Source organism: Microbacterium sp. H6, from assembly GCF_003314775.1.
GTDB classification, from domain to species: domain Bacteria; phylum Actinomycetota; class Actinomycetes; order Actinomycetales; family Microbacteriaceae; genus Microbacterium; species Microbacterium oxydans.
This window is the reverse complement of the sequence record NZ_QOAY01000306.1, coordinates 1-16,964: the sequence shown is the minus strand read 5'-3', so window position 1 is coordinate 16,964 and position 16,964 is coordinate 1. Positions and strand designations below refer to the sequence as shown.

Below are 16,964 nucleotides of genomic sequence, written 5' to 3'. Positions count from 1 at the left end.
GACTCCGTGAGAAGGGCGGCACCGGCCACCGTCGCCGCGCTCCATCCCAGTCCGAGCAGGATGAGCGCGACCATCACACCCCAGGCCTCCGTCCCCGTGAACACCGCGAACGCCAGAGCACCGGCGAGCAGCACCTGTCCGAGCAGCACCACCTGGAGCCTGCCCCAGCGGTCGGCCAGCACGCCGAAGACGGGCGAGAGGGCGTACATGCCGCCCACGTGCAACGCGATCGTGATCCCCACGAGCGCTGACACATCGGCGGGGGTCGCTGCCATGCCCCCGGCACCGTGCGCCATGTGCGAGAGATGCACCGGAGTCATGGCCATGACCGAGGCCATGACCACGTGGGATCCGGCGATCGCGAAGATCGCGTACCGGGCGACGCGCGGCCGATCCACGGCCACCGCCCCGTCCGTCGAAGCCGAGGCCTTCGCGAGACGCTGCGCCGCGAGCAGCGGATCCGGACGCAGAGCGACGACGTACAGCACGAGCGCAGCGCACTGCGCGACGAAGGAGAAGAGGTACGAACCCGTCTGCGGCGGCATCCCCACCGCCTGGCCGACGATCTCCCCCGGCCCGAGAAGCAGCGGACCGGCGACCCCGCCGATCGTGGTCGACCAGACGACGATGGACAGGTCTCGTCCGCGGTGCTGCGGCGCGGCGAGATCGGTCGCCGCGAACCGCGACTGCAGGTTTCCCGCGTTGCCGGCCCCGATCATCAGGATGCCGACGAGCAGCATCGGGAAGATCCGCAGAGACGCGGCGAGGATGACCACCGCGATGCCCACCAGGGCGAACAGGTTGCCGAGAGTGAGCGCACGACGACGCCCGACACGGGCGGCGAGACGTGCGAGCGGGATGGCGCACGCGGCCGCTCCCAGTGTGACGGAAGCTGTCGCGAGACCGGAGAGGGCATCGTTGCCCGAGATGTCCGCCGCGAGGAGGGCGCCGAGGGAGACGGTGGCACCGAAGGCGATCCCGCCGAGCACCTGCCCCAGCGACAGGACCAGGACGGTACGTCGCTGAACCGCCTGCTGCTGCGTCGCCGTCAGGGCGACATCGGTCATGACGCGGGAACGGCGTCGCGCACGGTGTTGCGAAGGATGCCGAGTCCGGAGATCTCGACCTCGACGACGTCTCCCGCCACGAACGTGCCCACGCCCGCCGGAGTCCCCGTCATGATGACGTCGCCCGGAAGCAGCGTGAACACCGCCGACGCGTACTCGATGATCGCCGGCACCGAGTGGATCATGTCGGTGAGTGGCGCCTGCTGCCGCACCTCGCCGTTCACCCGTGTCTCGATCGTGGCCTGCGCCGGATCGAAGTCCGTCTCGATCACGGGACCGAGCGGGCAGAAGGTGTCGAAGCCTTTGGCCCGCGACCACTGACCGTCCTTGCGCTGGAGGTCACGCGCGGTGACGTCGTTGCCGATCGTGTATCCGAGCACGTAGTCGAGTGCGTTCTCTGCCTTCACGTTCTTCGCGATCTTGCCGATCACCACCACGAGCTCACCCTCGTACTCGGTGCGCTCGGAGATCGCCGGACGCACGATCGTGTCTCCGGGCCCGATCACCGAGGTGTTCGGCTTGAGGAACAGCAGCGGCTCCTCTGGGGCCTCTCCCCCCATCTCCGCCGCGTGATCGTGGTAGTTCTTGCCGACGCAGACGACCTTGGACCGCGGGATCACCGGAGCGAGCAGAGCGGCATCCGCGAGCGGCACGCGGGCACCGGTGGTCTCGTACCCCGTGAACATCGGGTCTCCGGCGAGCACCACGAGCTCACGCTCGTCGATGATCCCGTACATGATGGCTTCGTCGTGGCTGAACCGGGCGATCTTCATGGGATCAGCCTATCGAGCGCCTCGCCAGGCCTGGAGCCCCAGCAACCTCCGAGACCCCCTGCTCGCGACGAGACCCACGGCCCCGGGCGGACGACAGCATGGGTGTCGGCGGGGGACGTGGGTCTCGGCAGCAGGAAACTCAGGCGTCGAGGCGGAGGAGCCAGCCGTGCTTGTCCTCTCGGCGCCCGTACTGGATGTCGGTGAGTTCTTCGCGGAGGGACAGCGCCAGCTCGCCCAGCGGCTGGGGCTCGTCGAAGCCTTCGCCCACGAGCGCGCCGATCGGGGTCACGACCGCGGCCGTGCCACAGGCGAACACCTCGACGATGTCGCCGGAGGCCACGCCCGCGCGCCACTCGTCGATCGAGATCGGACGCTTCTCGACCGTGTAGCCGCGGTCCTCGGCCAGCTGCAGCAGCGAGTCGCGGGTGATGCCCTCGAGGATGCTGTCCGACTCCGGCGTGACGACCCGGCCGTCCTTGAAGACGAACACGACGTTCATGCCGCCGAGCTCCTCCACGTCGCGGTTCTCGTTGAGGAACACGACCTGGTCGCAGCCCTTCGCACTGGCCTCGGCCTGGGGAAGGAGGCTGGAGGCGTAGTTGCCGCCTGTCTTCGCTTTGCCGGTGCCACCGCGACCCGCGCGGGCGTAGTCCTCGGAGAGCCAGATGCGCACAGGCTTCACTCCCCCGGTGAAGTAGGCACCGGCGGGGCTCGCGATCACGTAGTAGGCGACCTTCTGCGCCGCCCGCACACCGAGGAAGGCCTCCTTGGCGAACATGAACGGTCGCAGGTACAGGCTCTGGTCGGCACCGGAGGGCACCCACCGACCGTCGACGGCGATGAGCTCCCGCAGCGACTGGATGAAGTACTCGGTCGGCAGCTCCGGCAGCGCGAGGCGGCGGGCGCTGGCCTGCAGACGCGCGGCGTTCCGGTCGGGACGGAAGGTGTGGATCGAGCCGTCGGCGTGCCGGTAGGCCTTGATGCCCTCGAAGATCTCCTGTGCGTAGTGCAGCACGGAGGCGGCGGGGTCGAGCGGGATCGGACCGTAGGGCTGCACGCGCGGACGGTGCCATCCACCCTTGGCCGACCAGCAGATGTCGACCATGTGGTCGGTGAAGACGACCCCGAACCCGGGGTTCTCCAGCACTTCGGCGACGCGTGCCGGCGAGGCCGCGTTCAGGTTCTTCGTCACGGCGAACTCCAGAGGAGCCACGCTCGTCTCGGCGTCGATCGTCGTCATGTCATCATCCAATCCTCGTGGGCGGGCGCATCCTCGCGCCCTGTCAGCCTACGCCCGCTGTTCAGAGACGGGCAGCGATCGCGGAGCCGATCTCCGCGGTGGTGCGGGCACCGCTCCGGGCGGCGATGTCCGCCTCGACCGCGGCGCTCACCCGCGCCGACTCGACCGTGAGGCCGAGGTGGTCGAGCAGCAGCGCGATGGAGAGGATCGCGGCGGTCGGGTCGGCCTTCTGCTGACCCGCGATGTCCGGAGCCGAGCCGTGCACGGGCTCGAACATCGACGGGAAGGCGCCATCGGGGTTGATGTTCCCCGATGCGGCGAGGCCGATGCCGCCCGTGACGGCGCCGGCGAGGTCGGTGAGGATGTCACCGAAGAGATTGTCGGTCACGATCACGTCGAAGCGCGAGGGATCGGTGACCAGGAAGATGGTGGCGGCGTCGACGTGCAGATAGTCGACGGCGACGTCGGGGTGTTCGGAGGCGACCTCGTTCACGATGCGCTGCCAGATGGCGCCCGCATGCACGAGCACGTTGGTCTTGTGCACGAGGGTCAGCTTCTTGCGACGACGCTCCGCGAGGGCGAACGCGTAGCGCACGACCCGCTCGACACCGAAGGCCGTGTTCACGGAGGTCTCGTTCGCCACCTCCTGCGGCGTCCCCTTCCGGATCGCCCCGCCGTTGCCGACGTAGGGACCCTCCGTGCCCTCGCGGACGACGACGAAGTCGATCTCCCCCGGGTTCGACAGCGGACCGGATGCGCCGGCGAAGAGCTTCGAGGGGCGCAGGTTCACGTAGTGGTCGAGAGTGAACCGCAGCTTGAGCAGCAGTCCGCGCTCGATGTTCGCGTCCTTCAGCCGCGGGTCGCCCGGCGTGCCGCCGACGGCACCCAGGAGGATCGCGTCGTGTGCGGAGATCGCGGCGAGGTCGTCATCCGTGAGCGTGTCGCCGGTCTCGAGGTACCGGCCGGCACCGAGCGAGAAGCGGGTCTTGTCGAACGTCACGTCGCTGTCGACGGTGACGGCGTCGAGCACCTTCTCCGCCTCGGCGATGACCTCGGGACCGATGCCGTCACCCGGGATGACGGCCAGCTTCACGACACGCGACATGAGACTCCTTGCGCACTGCACGGGGGTGGACCGACTCGTTCCCGCCCGAGAGCAGGAGAGCCGATCCCCCCAGCGTACTGGTCAGTGCGTGGGTGCCTTGCGCAGTGTGACGGCCGCGATCACTCCGGCCGCGACCACGAGGCCGGCACCGATGAGCGAGGTGACGGTGACGCCGGAGCCGAACGCGTCCGACGCGGCCTGCCACAGCGCATCGCCGAGCTGCGTCGGCAGAGCCTGCGCAGCGGTGTAGGCGCCAGCCAGAGTCTCCTCCGCTGCATGCGCCACGTCGGCGGGAAGACCCGCAGGAAGAACGAGCGCTCCGCGGTAGAAGGCCGTGATGATGCCGCCGAGCACAGCCGTTCCGAGCACCGCTCCGAGTTCGTACGCCGTCTCGGACACCGCGCTGGCCGCTCCTGCCTTGGCCGCAGGAGCGCTCGACAGGATGAGCTCGTTGGAGATCGTCTCGGCCGCGCCGATCCCGATGCCCAGCACCACGAACGCGATCACCAGCGGCAGGACGCCGTGCTCGTGCGTCGTGAGAGCGACGATCAGGTAGCCGGCGACGGAGAACGCGAGCCCGGCGGGGATCACGATGTGCGGCGGGATCCGGCGCGAGATCGGCACGACCGACAGCCCGGCCACGATCATCGCCACCATTCCCGGCACCAGCGCGAGACCTGCCGTCATCGGCGACAGCCCGAGGACGAGCTGCAGATGCTGCGACACGAAGTAGAGGAAGCCGACCAGAGCCACGACACTGAGCAGGTTGACCAGGATCGCCCCGGAGAACGACCCCCGCTTGAACAGCGCCATGTCGAGCATCGGCGTCTTGGCACGCAGCTGGCGCCGCACGAACAGGAAACCCATCGCGAGGCCGAGAAGTGCCCACGCACCGGCCTTCAGACTCGGACCATCCACGGCCAGCGACTTGATCGCGTAGACCACCGGGATCATCGTGGCCATCGACAGGACGATGCTGATCAAGTCGATGCGACCGGGGTGGGGGTCGCGGCTCTCCGGCACCAGCAACGGCGCAGCGACGAGCAGAGGGATCAGCACCGGCACCGCGATGAGGAAGACGGACCCCCAGGAGAAGTGCTCGAGGAGGAAACCGCCGACGATCGGTCCCAGCGCCGATCCTGCGGAGAAGGCCGAGGCCCACACCGCGATCGCCATGCGGCGCTGGTCGCGGTTCTGGAAGATCGAGCGCAGCAGGGACAGGGTCGACGGCATGAGCATCGCCCCGAAGAAGCCGAGCAGAGCACGAGCGGCGATCAGCAGACCGGCCGTGGGCGCGAAGGCTGCGAGGGCGGAGACCGCCGCGAAACCGGTGGCTCCGATCAGCAGCATCTTCCGACGCCCGAATCGGTCGCCCAAGGTACCCATGGTGACGAGCAGGCCCGCGAGCACCAGGGGGTACACGTCGATGATCCACAGCTGCTCGGCCCCTGTGGGCGCGAGCGCGATGGAGATCTCGGGGAGCGCGAAGCTCAGCACCGTGTTGTCCACCGACACCAGCAGCACCGGCAGCATGAGGACGACGAGCGCCGCCCAGCCGCGGGCTCCGACGCGGGGAGCATCCGTCTCTGTCGTCGGGATCGACGCAGTACGGGTCATGGAACACCTCTCAGGATCTTGATCGCACGGTTAGTGAACCGTCCAGATGGTATAGTAACAGAAGTCCCGCCCCCGAATCCGCAGAGGATCCACGATGCCCCGACCTCCGCTCGCCCGCGAGAAGGTGCTCGACGCCTTCGAAGCGATCCTCATCGAAGACGGCGAACGAGCCGCGACGCTCGACGCCACGGCGAAAGCGGCCGGTGTGTCGAAGGGCGGCCTGCTCTATCACTTCGGCTCCAAGGACGAGCTCGAGGCCGGCCTCGTGGAACGGCTCGATCGCCTCACGACCATGGACCTCGAACGGATGGCCGCCGCGGAGGAAGGTCCCGTCGCCTACTACGTGCGCACCTCCGTGATGGAGGACGACGCACTCGATCGCGTGCTGATCGCGACGACGCGCCTCGCCCAGGGCGGGTCGATCCCCGCAGCGGACATGCTCCGCGACACGAGGCGCCGCTGGGCGGAGACGATCCGCCCGCACGTGCGCGACAACGCGAGCCTCGATCTGGTGATGCTGGTGAGCGACGGACTCTACTTCAACAACTCGCTCGACGTGCACGGCCCCGAGCGACTCGTGCCCCGCAGCGATGAACTCGCGGAGCTGATCACCCTGGTTCTGAAGGCGACCGCCTGAGGATCACCGCAGACACGAGAGAGGGCGGAAGCTTCACGCTCCCGCCCTCTCTGCTGCGTCTGCCGATCAGATCTCGGTGATCTCGATCTGACGGAACAGGTCGGCGTCGATGGCACCGCGCACGTCGTCGAGCAGCTCGTCCGAGACGGGCGAGTCGAGCGTCAGCACACTGAGCGCCTGGGCGCCTGCCGCCTGACGGGCGATCTGCATCCCGGCGATGTTGATGCCGGCCTCGCCGAACTTCTGGCCGTACACGGCGACGATGCCGGGGCGGTCGGTGTAGAGCATCACGACGTGGTGCTTCTCGATCGGCAGCTCGAGCCGGTGGTCGTTGATGCCGACGAGCTTCTCCGTCTGCTTCGGACCGGTGAGCGTGCCGGACACCGAGAGCTGAGTGCCGTCGGACAACGCACCGCTGAGAGTGATGACGTTGCGGTACTCGTCGCTCACATCGTCCTTGAGCAGCCGCACCGCGATCCCGCGCTGGTCGGCGAGGAGCGGAGCGTTGACGTAGGACACCGTCTCACTGACGATGTTGGTGAACACGCCCTTGAGCGCGGCGAGCTTGAGCACGCTCACGTCGTAGTCGTTCAGCTCGCCGTGCACCTCGACGTCGAGGCTGGTGAGAGGCGACGTCGCGAGCGCGGCGAAGATCTGGCCGAGCTTCTCGACGAGCGAGATGCCGGGACGCACGTAGGGGTCGATGACGCCCCCGGCCACGTTCACGGCGTCCGGGACGAGGTCACCGCCGAGGGCGAGGCGCACAGAACGAGCGACCGAGACGCCTGCCTTCTCCTGCGCCTCCTCGGTGCTCGCGCCGAGGTGGGGCGTGACGACCACGTTCGGGAGGTCGAGCAGCGGACGAGCCGTGCCGCCCTCAGCGGGCGGCTCCGAGGTGAAGACGTCGAGACCGGCTCCCGCGATCTCCCCGGCGACGAGCGCCGCGTGCAGGGCCTCCTCGTCGATGAGGCCGCCACGGGCCACGTTCACCACGAACGCGGTCGGCTTCATCGCCGCGAACTGCTCGGCGCCGATCATGCCCGTCGTCTCCGGGGTCTTGGGCATGTGGATGGTCAGGAAGTCCGACTCGGCGACGAGTTCGTCGAGGGAGAGCAGCTGCACGCCGAGCTGCTGGGCGCGTGCAGAGGTGACGTAGGGGTCATAGGCGACGACACGCATGTCGAAGGCCGCGAGGCGCGCGGCGACGAGAGCACCGATGCGACCGAGGCCGACGATGCCGACGGTCTTCTCGAAGAGCTCGGCTCCGGTGAAGGAGCTGCGCTTCCACGCTCCGGCGGAGAGAGAGGCATGCGCGGCAGGGATGCGGCGGGCGAGGCTCAGGATGTGGCCGACCGTGAGCTCGGCGGCCGAGACGATGTTCGAGGTCGGGGCGTTGACGACCATGACCCCGGCAGCCGTGGCCGCCTTGATGTCGACGTTGTCGAGGCCCACGCCGGCGCGGGCGACGACCTTGAGCTTCGGCGCGTGGCTCAGCGCCTCCTCGTCGATGCGCGTGGCCGAGCGGACCAGCACGGCGTCGGCGTCGGCGAGTGCGGCGAACAGCGCCTCGCGGTCGGTGCCGTCGACGTCGCGGACGTCGAAGTCGGGACCGAGAGCGTCGATCGTGGCGGGAGAGAGTACTTCGGCGATGAGCACGACAGGCTTCGGCACAGTGGATCCTTCGGGGCAGCGCGGCAGGGGCCGATGCGCCGCACACCATGGGGGCGCGATCGCCACAACTCTACCGGAGCGCCGACAGCGCTCCGTGCCGTGTGACGCGTCTCGACGGGCGGCTCAGGCGCTCGGCATCGTGAGGCTCAGCGCGATCAGACTCATCCAGAACACGGCGACGACACCGAGTCCGGCGAGGAAGACGAGGGCCAGCTCGCCCACCGTGCGACGCCGTCCGATGACATACGCGAAGGCGAACACGATCGCGGGGAAGACGACTCCGAACAGCAGGGTCGCCCAACCTCCCCCGGTCAGCCCCGTCTGAGCCATCGTGATCAGGTGCGCCACGGCGTTCCACACGGCGTAGGCGTAGAAGAGTCCGGCCAGTCCGGTGACGAGCCCGATGAGCCAGCGGGGAGAACCCGCCGACGTCGATGTTCCGACCGCGGAAGCCATCATGATCCGATCACCCCCACGGTGACGAACGGCCAGGGAACGAGCAGGACGACGCCGGCGAGCAGCACGGCGACGCGGATCCAGCCTGCCTTCCCCCGCGTGAGCACCCAGCTCGCGAGGAACCAGAGGGCCGGGGCGGCGATCGCGAGGAAGAACCACGGGAGGAACATCACATCGGAGACCAGGAACGACGCGAGGGGCTGCAGCCGCAGTCCGCCGACGATCCAGCCGATCGTGTAGAGGAGATAGATGCCCCCGACGATGCCGACGAGCAGCAGCATCGGCGTGCTCAGGCCCGCCTGCTCCTCGACAGCCGCCTGCTCCTCGACAGCCGCCTGTTCCTCTGCCGGCACCTGCTCGACCGCTGGCGCCTGTTCGGCGGTGCCGCCTTCCTCGATCGTCCCCACCTCGTCGCTCCCCCGTCCGACGGCCTTCCAGCCGCGCGGTAGGGCGCGCTCCTTGGGGTTCGAGGCCTCGTCGCCGTCCCAGCTGAGGGCGTCGTCGGAATCGGAAGTCATGTCCCCAGCGTAGGACACGCGGTCCACTAGGATCGGGGTTGCCTCGAGCCGGAACGGCGGGCATCGGACGTTATGGGGGAGCATCGTGGCCGACAACGACAAGACGGAAGCCAGCAGCGGATCGACACCCGCAGGCTCTGCACCCGCCACCTCTCGATCCACCACCTCGACTCCCGAGCCGCCCGCCGGCTGGGTCCCGACTCCGGAAGCCAAGGCGAAGGCCACGCGGTTCCGTTGGATCGCCGGCATCCTCTGGGCGGTCGCGATCATCGGCGAAGGCGTCGGCATCTTCTGGCTCCTGCGTCAGCGGGTCTTCGTCGGCGAGGACGGCACTCTGGTGCGCGACCCCGACACCGGACTGCTGGAGGAGCAGGGCGTCACGGCGACCTTCCCGCAGTGGGCGTTCATCACACTCCTCGTGCTGCTCGTGGTCATCGCTGCTCTGTCCATCACCGGTTCCGTGCTCTGGAAGAAGGCCAATCGCCTCGACCCGGCCCGCAGAGCGGACAAGACACGGTTCTTCGTGCAGAACCAGCTCGGGGCCATCATCGCCGTGGTCGCCTTCCTCCCGCTCGTCATCCTGATCTTCCTCAACAAGGACATGGACAAGGGCCAGAAGGCCACAGCCGGGATCGTCGGCGTCGTGCTCGCCGCCCTCGCGGTGTTCATCGGCGCCGACTTCAACCCGCCGTCCGTCGAGCAGTACACGGCCGACCAGTCGGCCGTGATCCAGCTCCTCGGAAAGGACGAGGTCGTCTGGGTCGACGGTGGCAAGGTCTACCACGTCTGCGACGAGGTGCCCGCGATCCAGACGGGGAGCGAGATCCGCACCGGTGCGACCGCACAGGCCGTCGAGGCCGGGAAGATCCGCCTCACCCTGCAGTTCGGCTCCGAGCTGCGAGCCTGCGGTCTCCCGGTGCCGGAGAACGATGAGGAGATCACCGAGGCTCTGCGCGCGATCCAGGCGGGCCAGGTCGACACGGTCCTCCCCGCACCGGTGTGGGCCGACCCCGCAGAGGCACCCATCGTGGTCGAGGAGGCATCGGCGCCGTGACGCCCGCTCGACGCTAGTCCGCGTCGAGCGCTTCCACGAGCCGATCCTCCGCTGACGACAGATGGGCTTCGAGGAGGGCGGCCGCCCGCTCCCCGTCCCCTGACGCCACGGCATCGAGGATGTCGGCGTGCTGCGCGGCGATGTCCGCGGCATCGAGAAGACGGCGGCCCTGCACCTGCGCCATGCACAGCCGCACCTCGTCGAGGACGCTGCGGTACATGCGGCCCGTGCGCTCGCTGTCGAGCGCGTCGATGAGGGCCGTGTGGAAGCGCAGGTCGGGAGCGACGGTCGCAGGGTCGGGGCCCCCGGGCATCGCCATGATCTCCGCGTTCGCCGCGAGGGCCGCGGCAGGAACGTTCTTCGACGCGGCGAGTTCGCGAAGCGCCGCACTCTCCAGGCGGGTTCTGGTGCGATACACGTCGCGCACGGTCACGGAGTCGATGTCGACGACGCGCGCGCTCCGGTGCGCGGTGCGCACGAGCAGGCCGCTGGCGACGAGCTGCTCGATCGCCGCCTTCGCGCTCGGACGTGCGACTCCGAAGCTCTGCGACACCGCGGCCTCGGTGATCGGGGAGCCGGAGCGGATCGCACCGCTCAGGATGCGACCGCGCAGCTGCGCTGTCACGGCATCGACGACGCCGACGACTCCGAGCGGCGCTTCCGAGGTGGTGCTCATCCGGTCAGCCTATCGAAGAGCCGCGCAGTCGGTACACTTGTCTGACAATCTCATGACGGAGCAGAGGAGCACCGTGAAGACCACCCTCGCCGAGCTGCTGGATCCTGCCCTGCTGGGGCCGACGACGCAGGTGCACGCACGCTCGATCGACCGTTTCGCCCGCGCGCACGACGCGTCCCACTACCTGCTGATCCCCGATGCCGTCCTCTCCCCCGCTGACGCGGAGGGTGTCGCTCGTGCCTTCGGAGCGGTCAGAGCTGCCGGTCGCACGATGACGTTCCGCTCCGGAGGCACCAGCCTGTCCGGCCAGAGCGTCAGCGGAGACATCCTGGTGGACACGCGCAGCGGCTTCCGCGACATCCGTGTCGAGGACGACGGCGCTGCGGTCCGGGTGGGTCCGGGTGCGACGGTGCGCCAGGTGAACACCAGGCTCGCGAGGTACCGCCGCAAGCTCGGCCCCGATCCGGCGAGTGAGATCGCGTGCACGATCGGCGGCGTCGTCGCCAACAACTCCAGCGGCATGGCGTGCGGTATCACCGAGAACTCGTACCGGACGATCGAGTCGATGACGATCGTGCTTCCCAGCGGCACGATCCTCGACACCGGCCACCCGGATGCGAACGAGATGCTCCGCGCGGCGGAACCCGCCATCGCCGAGGGCCTGCTCTCCCTGCGGGAGCGTCTGCTGGCATCCCCCGAGCACGTCGCCTTCCTCCGTCAGCAGTTCTCGATGAAGAACACGATGGGCTATGGGCTCAATGCACTGCTCGACTTCGATGATCCGGTGCGCATCCTGGAGCATCTCGTCATCGGCTCCGAGGGCACGCTCGCCTTCGTGGCGGAAGCCCGCTTCCGCACGATCGAGGTGCTCCCCTCGATCGCGACCGGCCTCCTGGTCTTCGACACGCTGTCCGCCGCGATGACGGCTCTGCCTGATCTCACGCGACTCGGTCTCGCCACGATCGAGCTGATGGACGCCGCCTCGTTGCGTGTCGCGCAGGGGTTGAGCGACGTGCCGGACGCCATCGCCGAGATCGAGGTGCAGGGACACGCCGCTCTGCTGGTCGAAGTCCATGCTCCGGACGCAGACACCCTCGCCGCGTCGAGCTCCGCCGCCCAGACGCACTTCGAAGCCCTCCCGCTCGCCGTCGCCCCGCGCCTCACCACGGATGCGGCCGAACGCGCCGCGCTGTGGCACGTGCGCAAGGGGCTCTACACGGCGGTCGCGGGCGCCCGACCGTCCGGAACGACCGCCCTGCTGGAGGACATCGTGGTCCCGGTGCCGCGTCTCCTCCACACCTGCGAGCGCCTCATCGAGCTCTTCTCCGAGCACGGCTACGAGGGCTCGGTCATCTTCGGACACGCCAAGGACGGCAACATCCACTTCCTCCTCAACGAGCGGTTCGACGATGCGGAAAGCGTCGCGCGCTATCGGCGCTTCACCGACGACCTCGTCGAGCTCGTGCTCTCGCAGCAGGGGTCGCTGAAGGCGGAGCACGGCACCGGTCGGATCATGGCGCCGTTCGTCCGCCGACAGTACGGCGACCAGCTCACCGACATGATGTGGGAGATCAAGAACCTCCTCGATCCGCACGGCATCCTGAACCCGGGCGTTGTGCTCTCCGACGACCCCGACTCCTACCTGCACGACCTCAAACGGGTGCCGACGGTGGAGAAGGAAGTCGACCGCTGCGTCGAGTGCGGGTACTGCGAGCCGACCTGTCCCAGCAAGAGCATCACGCTCACGCCTCGACAGCGCATCGTGATCCGTCGCGATATGGTGTGGGCCGAGGAACAAGGCGACACCGAGCTGCTGCGCGATCTGCAGAAGGACTACGACTACGACGGCGTGCAGACCTGCGCGGTCGACGGCATGTGCGGTGTGGCCTGCCCGGTCGACATCAACACGGGCGACCTGGTGCGTCGACTTCGCGCGGAGCAGTCGAACGCGATCGAGGGGACCGTGTGGGGCACGGCGGCCAAGCACTGGGGTACGGTCACCCGCGCCGGCGGCGTCGCGCTCACCGTCGCGGACGCCCTCCCCGCCCCTCTGGTGCGCGGGGTCACGCACCTCGGCCGCGCGGTGCTGGGGGCCGACACCGTACCGCTGTACGACGGAGGACTCCCCCACGGCGGCTCGAAGCCACCGCGTCCGGAGGCGCCGACCGATGCGCAGGCCGTCTTCTTCGGCGCGTGCATCGGCACCATGTTCGGCGCGGAGGGCGACGGCGAGGGGTCACGGAATGCGCTGCGAGCGCTCCTGGACCGCGCGGGTATCCCCGTCGTGATCCCGGAGGAGAACGGTGGCCTCTGCTGCGGGACACCCTGGAAGTCGAAGGGGCATCTCGACGGCTATGCCCTGATGTCGGACCGGGTGCTCGATTCGCTGTGGGAGGCCAGTCGCGCGGGCGAGCTTCCCGTGGTGTGCGACGCGGCCTCCTGCACCGAGGGCCTGGACGTCATGCTCGCACAGGCCGTCGCGAAGAGCCCTCGATACGCCGGGCTGCGGATCGAGGATGCGACCACCTTCGTGGCACGCGAAGTACTGCCGAAGCTGACCGTGCCCGCGAAGCTGCCCACCGTCGCCGTGCATCCGACATGCTCCACGACGGCGCTCGGAGCGACGGGAGCGTTGACCGCGATCGCCGCCGCCGTCGCGGATGACGTGTTCGTTCCCGAGGGGTGGGGCTGCTGCGCATTCGCGGGTGACCGCGGCATGCTGCATCCGGAGCTCACCGCCAGCGCGACGGCACAGGAGTCCGCGGAGATCGCAGCGGCCGAGCGCGCCCAGGGCGGCTTCGACGCCTTCGTCTCGGCGAACCGCACCTGCGAGATCGGAATGTCCCGCGCCACCGGCCGGCCGTACCGTCACGTGATCGAGGTGCTCGAGGAGCTCACGCGGGGCTGACTCCGTGCGAAGACGCCGAGGGCCCTTCCGACGCCGTCGGAGGGGCCCTCGTCTCGTCGCGAACTGTCCGTCTCAGCCTGCGGACAGCACCGCGACGGCCTCTCCACGCAGACGCGCGGGGATCACCACGACCGCACGATCACCGTCGGACTTCTCGACCGCACTGCCGTCGGTCCACCGCAGGTCGGAGTGTACGAGCTCGTCCGGAAGGTCGAGCGTCCCGATGCTCGGGTCGAGAGCATGCACGTGCACGGTCGACCCGGTGGTGGTGTAGCGACGCGGGGCACCGCTGCGCTCCCCCATCCGGATCCACGGGCGCGTGCCGTAGACCGTGTCGCCGTTCGTCTGCAGCCATGCACCCAGCTCGCGCATCGCACGACGCTGGAGCTCGGGGATGGAGCCGTCCGCTGCGGGGCCGACGTTGATCAGCAGGTTGCCGTTCTTCGCCACGACGTCGACGAGCAGACGGATCAGCGCCGCGCCGGACAGCGAGTGGCGTTCGTCCTCTGCCTGATTGAAGCCGAAGGAGTAGCCGAGTCCACGCGTCGACTCCCACGGATCCGGGATGATCTCGGGGATGTCCGTGTATTCGCGTGTGAGGAAGCCGTGGTACGGGACGCCCCAACGGTCGTTGACGACACCGTCGGGCACCGCATCGAAGTACCGCTGCAGGAGGGCGGCGACCGCATACTCGTCGTGCCCCTTGCCACCGTCGGGCCACTCGATGTCGTTCCACAGCACGTCCGGCGAGAAGCGGGACACGAGCTCTTCGAGCTGGGCAGCCGAGTAGCGGGCGAAGTGCGCATCGTTGCGACGGAAGCGGAACAGATCGGTGTCGGACTCGATCGGCGGGAAGTCGCTCACGTGCCAGTCGAGCGCACCGGAGTAGTACACCCCGAACTTCGCCCCCGCGCGACGGGTGGCGTCGTGGAACTCGGAGATCAGGTCGCGGCGCGGACCACGAGCGACCGCGTTGAAACCGGTGGTCGCCGTGTCCCAGAGGCAGAAACCCTCGTGGTGCTTGGTCGTGGGGACGATGTACTTGGCCCCGGCACCGACCAACTCGCCCACGAAGGCATCCGCATCGAACGCCGAGGCGTCCCACCGATCGGCCAGGTCCTCGTACGAGGTGCCGGGGCCGAACAACTGCTGGTGGCGCTCCCAGGTGGGGCTGCCCGCGATCCGCACCGTGTTGCCGTACCACTCGGCGTACTGATGCCAGGCGTACGCATCCTCGGTCGGGATGTTCACGCCGTCGCCGTGCTGCACCGCCCACGCCGGCACCGAGTACAGCCCCCAGTGGACGAAGAACCCGAGCTTGGCGTCCCGATACCAGTCGGGCACACCCTGAGTCGGGTACACCGGGGCGTCAGTGCCGAAGTCGGGGCCTGTCCGCTTCTCGAAGTTCATCATGCGTTCTGCTCCTCTGCGGTTCCGCGGCGGACGACGGTGGCGGTCAGGTCCGGATCGCCGTCGGCGTCGAACGGGTAGACACCCGGCTGCAGACGGTGGTGGCCCAGCCGCAGCAGGTCCTGGTCGACGCCACCAGGGGTCAGCGCGAGAGTCCACCCCGCGGCGAGTTCGTAGAGCTCGGGTTCGAGATAGCCGATCTTCACGACGACGATGTCCGCGGTGGTGGGCTCGAGGCCCAGCATCCGGAAGTCAGAGAGGTGGTGGAAAGGCTTGCGGCGCTCGGTGATGATCGCGTGCAGACCGCCCACGGCGATGACGACCTGCGTACCCGCATCCGGGTCGCCGTCGCTGATGGAGAACACGGTCCCGGTGATCGTGACAGGTCCGTGTGGACCGGAATCCACCCGGGCTCCGGCATCGAGCGACACCGTGGCTCCGACGCCGGCCGCGACAGCCCGTGCGACGGCTTCGCGGTCGAAGATCGAGGCCACGAGTGTGGTGCGGCTGGAGTCGGTGAGCTCGGCGCGTCCCAGCAGGTGCGCGAGCGTCCAGGTCACGTCGCCGGCGCCACCGGCCGTCGGGTTGTCCCCCGAGTCCGATATCAGGTACGGCCGCGGTGCTCCCGGAGCGAGGGCCTTGTCGAGGGCGTCGTCGAGCGAGCCGGTCTCGGCCACGAAGACGAAGTCCTCGCGCGCGTCCCAGAACATCCGCGCGACACGCTCGGCTTCCCGTGCGATCACCTGCTCGTCGTCCCCGGTGACGACCACGTAGGCCTGGCACCGCGGCTCGTCCGCCCAGGCGTAGCCGATCCAGACGGAGGCGTCGACCACCCCGGGGAGGGCTTCGATCTCGGGCAGCTGGGCGTAGATGCTGCGCGCCGGCTCCAGCCGCGTGCTGGTCTTCTCCCCCGGCAGCAGCACGGGCACGGGTACCCAGGCGGAGAAGGGGCGCCGCCGCAGTGGGTCGGAGCCGTGCGGTCCCCTCAGCCGGGCGAGCAGGTTCCACACCGCACGCTCCTTGGTGTTCATCCAATCCTCGTGCGGAGCCATGCGGTAACACGTCAGCAGGTCTACCGCGTCACGCAGCACCTCCGAGACGTTGCCGTGCAGATCCATCGAGGTCGAGACCAGCGTGTGGGGACCGAGGGCGGCGCGCACCGCGAGCGCGAGATCGCCCTCGGCGTCGTCCATGCCGACCACGCTCATGGCGCCGTGGATGTCGAAGAAGAACCCGTCGAAGGGACCGTGCTCCCGGATGCCGGCGACGATCGCATCCTTCATCCGGCGATAGGTCTCCGGCGCGACGGCTCCGCCAGGAAGAGAGCGTCCGTGGGTCAGCGGCACCCAGTCCGCGGCGGAGGCGAGTTCGCGTCCATCGTCCAGGAACGGGTAGTACCCCCGCAACGTCGGGCCGGTACGAACCGTGAACGCCTCGTCACCGGAGATGTGAGGCGAGAAGGTGCTCGACTCGATGGAGATCCCGGCGATGCCGATGCGTGGCAGGGCGAGACCGCCGTCGGCGACGGTGGGAAGCGGGCCCATCCAGATCTCGTGGGCTTCAGGACGTGCGGTCACGTGAGGTGCTCCTTGTGGTGCGAGGGTCGTGCGTGGGGTCGTCTCTCAGCGTGCGCCTGCCGGCACGAGCGCACGGCGGGCCGTCTCGATCGCGCCGAGAGCGACCGCGTCGGAACCGAGGACGGCCGGAATGATGCGCAGCGGGATACCCGACACCGGCGAGTCGGTGGCGAGCGTACGCGCGATGGCCGGCTCGAGGAGGTCCCATGCGGCCGTGACCCCGCCCCCGACGATCGCGCAGGGCAGGTCGAGGAT

Annotated in this window: 14 protein-coding genes and 1 pseudogene; 3 read left to right on the top strand and 12 right to left on the bottom strand. The window is 69.0% G+C overall.

All coding sequences use genetic code 11. From position 1 onward, the window contains the following. The 5 genes from DSP71_RS20100 to DSP71_RS20080 form a co-directional block, all read right to left on the bottom strand. On the bottom strand, positions 1-1,067 hold a 1,067-nt coding region (locus DSP71_RS20100; RefSeq protein ID WP_258546576.1), incomplete at its 3' end, for an MFS transporter. Continuing rightward, entirely contained in the window at positions 1,064-1,840 is a 777-nt protein-coding gene (locus DSP71_RS20095) for a fumarylacetoacetate hydrolase family protein (RefSeq protein ID WP_058630567.1), read from the bottom strand. The genes DSP71_RS20100 and DSP71_RS20095, both read right to left, overlap by 4 nt. A 139-nt stretch (positions 1,841-1,979) precedes the next feature. Then, positions 1,980-3,080 carry a branched-chain amino acid aminotransferase gene (locus tag DSP71_RS20090; protein ID WP_113681887.1) on the bottom strand — a complete coding sequence of 367 codons (1,101 nt, stop codon included), beginning with the start codon at positions 3,078-3,080 and terminating at the stop codon, positions 1,980-1,982. 61 nt (positions 3,081-3,141) lie between these two features. Next, a complete protein-coding gene (locus tag DSP71_RS20085; protein ID WP_061017595.1) occupies positions 3,142-4,185 on the bottom strand; it encodes a 3-isopropylmalate dehydrogenase in 1,044 nt (347 codons plus the stop codon). Between the two features lie 81 nt (positions 4,186-4,266). Beyond that, positions 4,267-5,802, bottom strand: coding sequence for an MFS transporter (locus DSP71_RS20080; RefSeq protein WP_046748413.1), 1,536 nt, complete (start codon positions 5,800-5,802; stop codon positions 4,267-4,269). A 94-nt stretch (positions 5,803-5,896) separates the two neighbouring features. Here DSP71_RS20080 and DSP71_RS20075 point away from each other — a divergent pair, with 94 nt between their 5' ends. Continuing rightward, a complete protein-coding gene (locus tag DSP71_RS20075; RefSeq protein WP_046748412.1) occupies positions 5,897-6,439 on the top strand; it encodes a TetR/AcrR family transcriptional regulator in 543 nt (180 codons plus the stop codon). Positions 6,440-6,505: 66 nt separating this feature from the next. Here DSP71_RS20075 and serA read toward each other — a convergent pair whose 3' ends face one another. The 3 genes from serA to DSP71_RS20060 form a co-directional block, all read right to left on the bottom strand. Next, positions 6,506-8,110 (bottom strand): phosphoglycerate dehydrogenase, encoded by a 1,605-nt coding sequence (serA, locus tag DSP71_RS20070; RefSeq protein ID WP_058630564.1) that lies wholly within the window; start codon positions 8,108-8,110, stop codon positions 6,506-6,508. Between the two features lie 123 nt (positions 8,111-8,233). Then, positions 8,234-8,566 carry a hypothetical protein gene (locus tag DSP71_RS20065; RefSeq protein WP_113681886.1) on the bottom strand — a complete coding sequence of 111 codons (333 nt, stop codon included), beginning with the start codon at positions 8,564-8,566 and terminating at the stop codon, positions 8,234-8,236. Next, entirely contained in the window at positions 8,566-9,084 is a 519-nt protein-coding gene (locus DSP71_RS20060; protein WP_113681975.1) for a hypothetical protein, read from the bottom strand. The genes DSP71_RS20065 and DSP71_RS20060 overlap by 1 nt, the downstream gene beginning before the upstream one ends. An 85-nt stretch (positions 9,085-9,169) precedes the next feature. On the opposite strand from DSP71_RS20060, the gene DSP71_RS20055 reads away from it, so the two are divergent. Then, positions 9,170-10,138, top strand: coding sequence for a hypothetical protein (locus DSP71_RS20055; protein ID WP_257021988.1), 969 nt, complete (start codon positions 9,170-9,172; stop codon positions 10,136-10,138). 13 nt (positions 10,139-10,151) lie between these two features. On the opposite strand, the gene DSP71_RS20050 is transcribed toward DSP71_RS20055, so the two are convergent. Further along, on the bottom strand, positions 10,152-10,814 hold the full coding sequence (locus tag DSP71_RS20050; protein WP_058630561.1) for a GntR family transcriptional regulator: 663 nt from the start codon (positions 10,812-10,814) through the stop codon (positions 10,152-10,154). A gap of 52 nt (positions 10,815-10,866) precedes the next feature. Between DSP71_RS20050 and DSP71_RS20045 the strand changes: the two genes are divergently transcribed. Further along, on the top strand, positions 10,867-13,722 hold the full coding sequence (locus DSP71_RS20045; protein WP_218867347.1) for an FAD-binding and (Fe-S)-binding domain-containing protein: 2,856 nt from the start codon (positions 10,867-10,869) through the stop codon (positions 13,720-13,722). 72 nt (positions 13,723-13,794) lie between these two features. Here the strand turns inward: DSP71_RS20045 and DSP71_RS20040 are convergent, their stop codons facing one another. The 3 genes and pseudogenes from DSP71_RS20040 to DSP71_RS20030 form a co-directional block, all read right to left on the bottom strand. Beyond that, a complete protein-coding gene (locus tag DSP71_RS20040; RefSeq protein WP_113681885.1) occupies positions 13,795-15,135 on the bottom strand; it encodes an alpha-L-fucosidase in 1,341 nt (446 codons plus the stop codon). After that, entirely contained in the window at positions 15,132-16,676 is a 1,545-nt protein-coding gene (locus DSP71_RS20035; protein ID WP_218867695.1) for a M81 family metallopeptidase, read from the bottom strand. Before DSP71_RS20035 ends, DSP71_RS20040 begins: the two co-directional genes overlap by 4 nt. 78 nt (positions 16,677-16,754) lie before the next feature. After that, positions 16,755-16,964 (bottom strand): annotated as a pseudogene (locus DSP71_RS20030) (ROK family protein); the annotation flags it as partial.

Coding starts and splice junctions, on each gene's coding strand:
- DSP71_RS20095 (WP_058630567.1), bottom strand. CDS start 1,840: ATGAAGATCGCCCGGTTCAGCCACGACGAAGCCATCATGTACGGGATC.
- DSP71_RS20090 (WP_113681887.1), bottom strand. CDS start 3,080: ATGACGACGATCGACGCCGAGACGAGCGTGGCTCCTCTGGAGTTCGCC.
- DSP71_RS20085 (WP_061017595.1), bottom strand. CDS start 4,185: ATGTCGCGTGTCGTGAAGCTGGCCGTCATCCCGGGTGACGGCATCGGT.
- DSP71_RS20080 (WP_046748413.1), bottom strand. CDS start 5,802: ATGACCCGTACTGCGTCGATCCCGACGACAGAGACGGATGCTCCCCGC.
- DSP71_RS20075 (WP_046748412.1), top strand. CDS start 5,897: ATGCCCCGACCTCCGCTCGCCCGCGAGAAGGTGCTCGACGCCTTCGAA.
- DSP71_RS20065 (WP_113681886.1), bottom strand. CDS start 8,566: ATGGCTTCCGCGGTCGGAACATCGACGTCGGCGGGTTCTCCCCGCTGG.
- DSP71_RS20060 (WP_113681975.1), bottom strand. CDS start 9,084: ATGACTTCCGATTCCGACGACGCCCTCAGCTGGGACGGCGACGAGGCC.
- DSP71_RS20050 (WP_058630561.1), bottom strand. CDS start 10,814: ATGAGCACCACCTCGGAAGCGCCGCTCGGAGTCGTCGGCGTCGTCGAT.
- DSP71_RS20045 (WP_218867347.1), top strand. CDS start 10,867: ATGACGGAGCAGAGGAGCACCGTGAAGACCACCCTCGCCGAGCTGCTG.
- DSP71_RS20040 (WP_113681885.1), bottom strand. CDS start 15,135: ATGATGAACTTCGAGAAGCGGACAGGCCCCGACTTCGGCACTGACGCC.
- DSP71_RS20035 (WP_218867695.1), bottom strand. CDS start 16,676: ATGGGCCCGCTTCCCACCGTCGCCGACGGCGGTCTCGCCCTGCCACGC.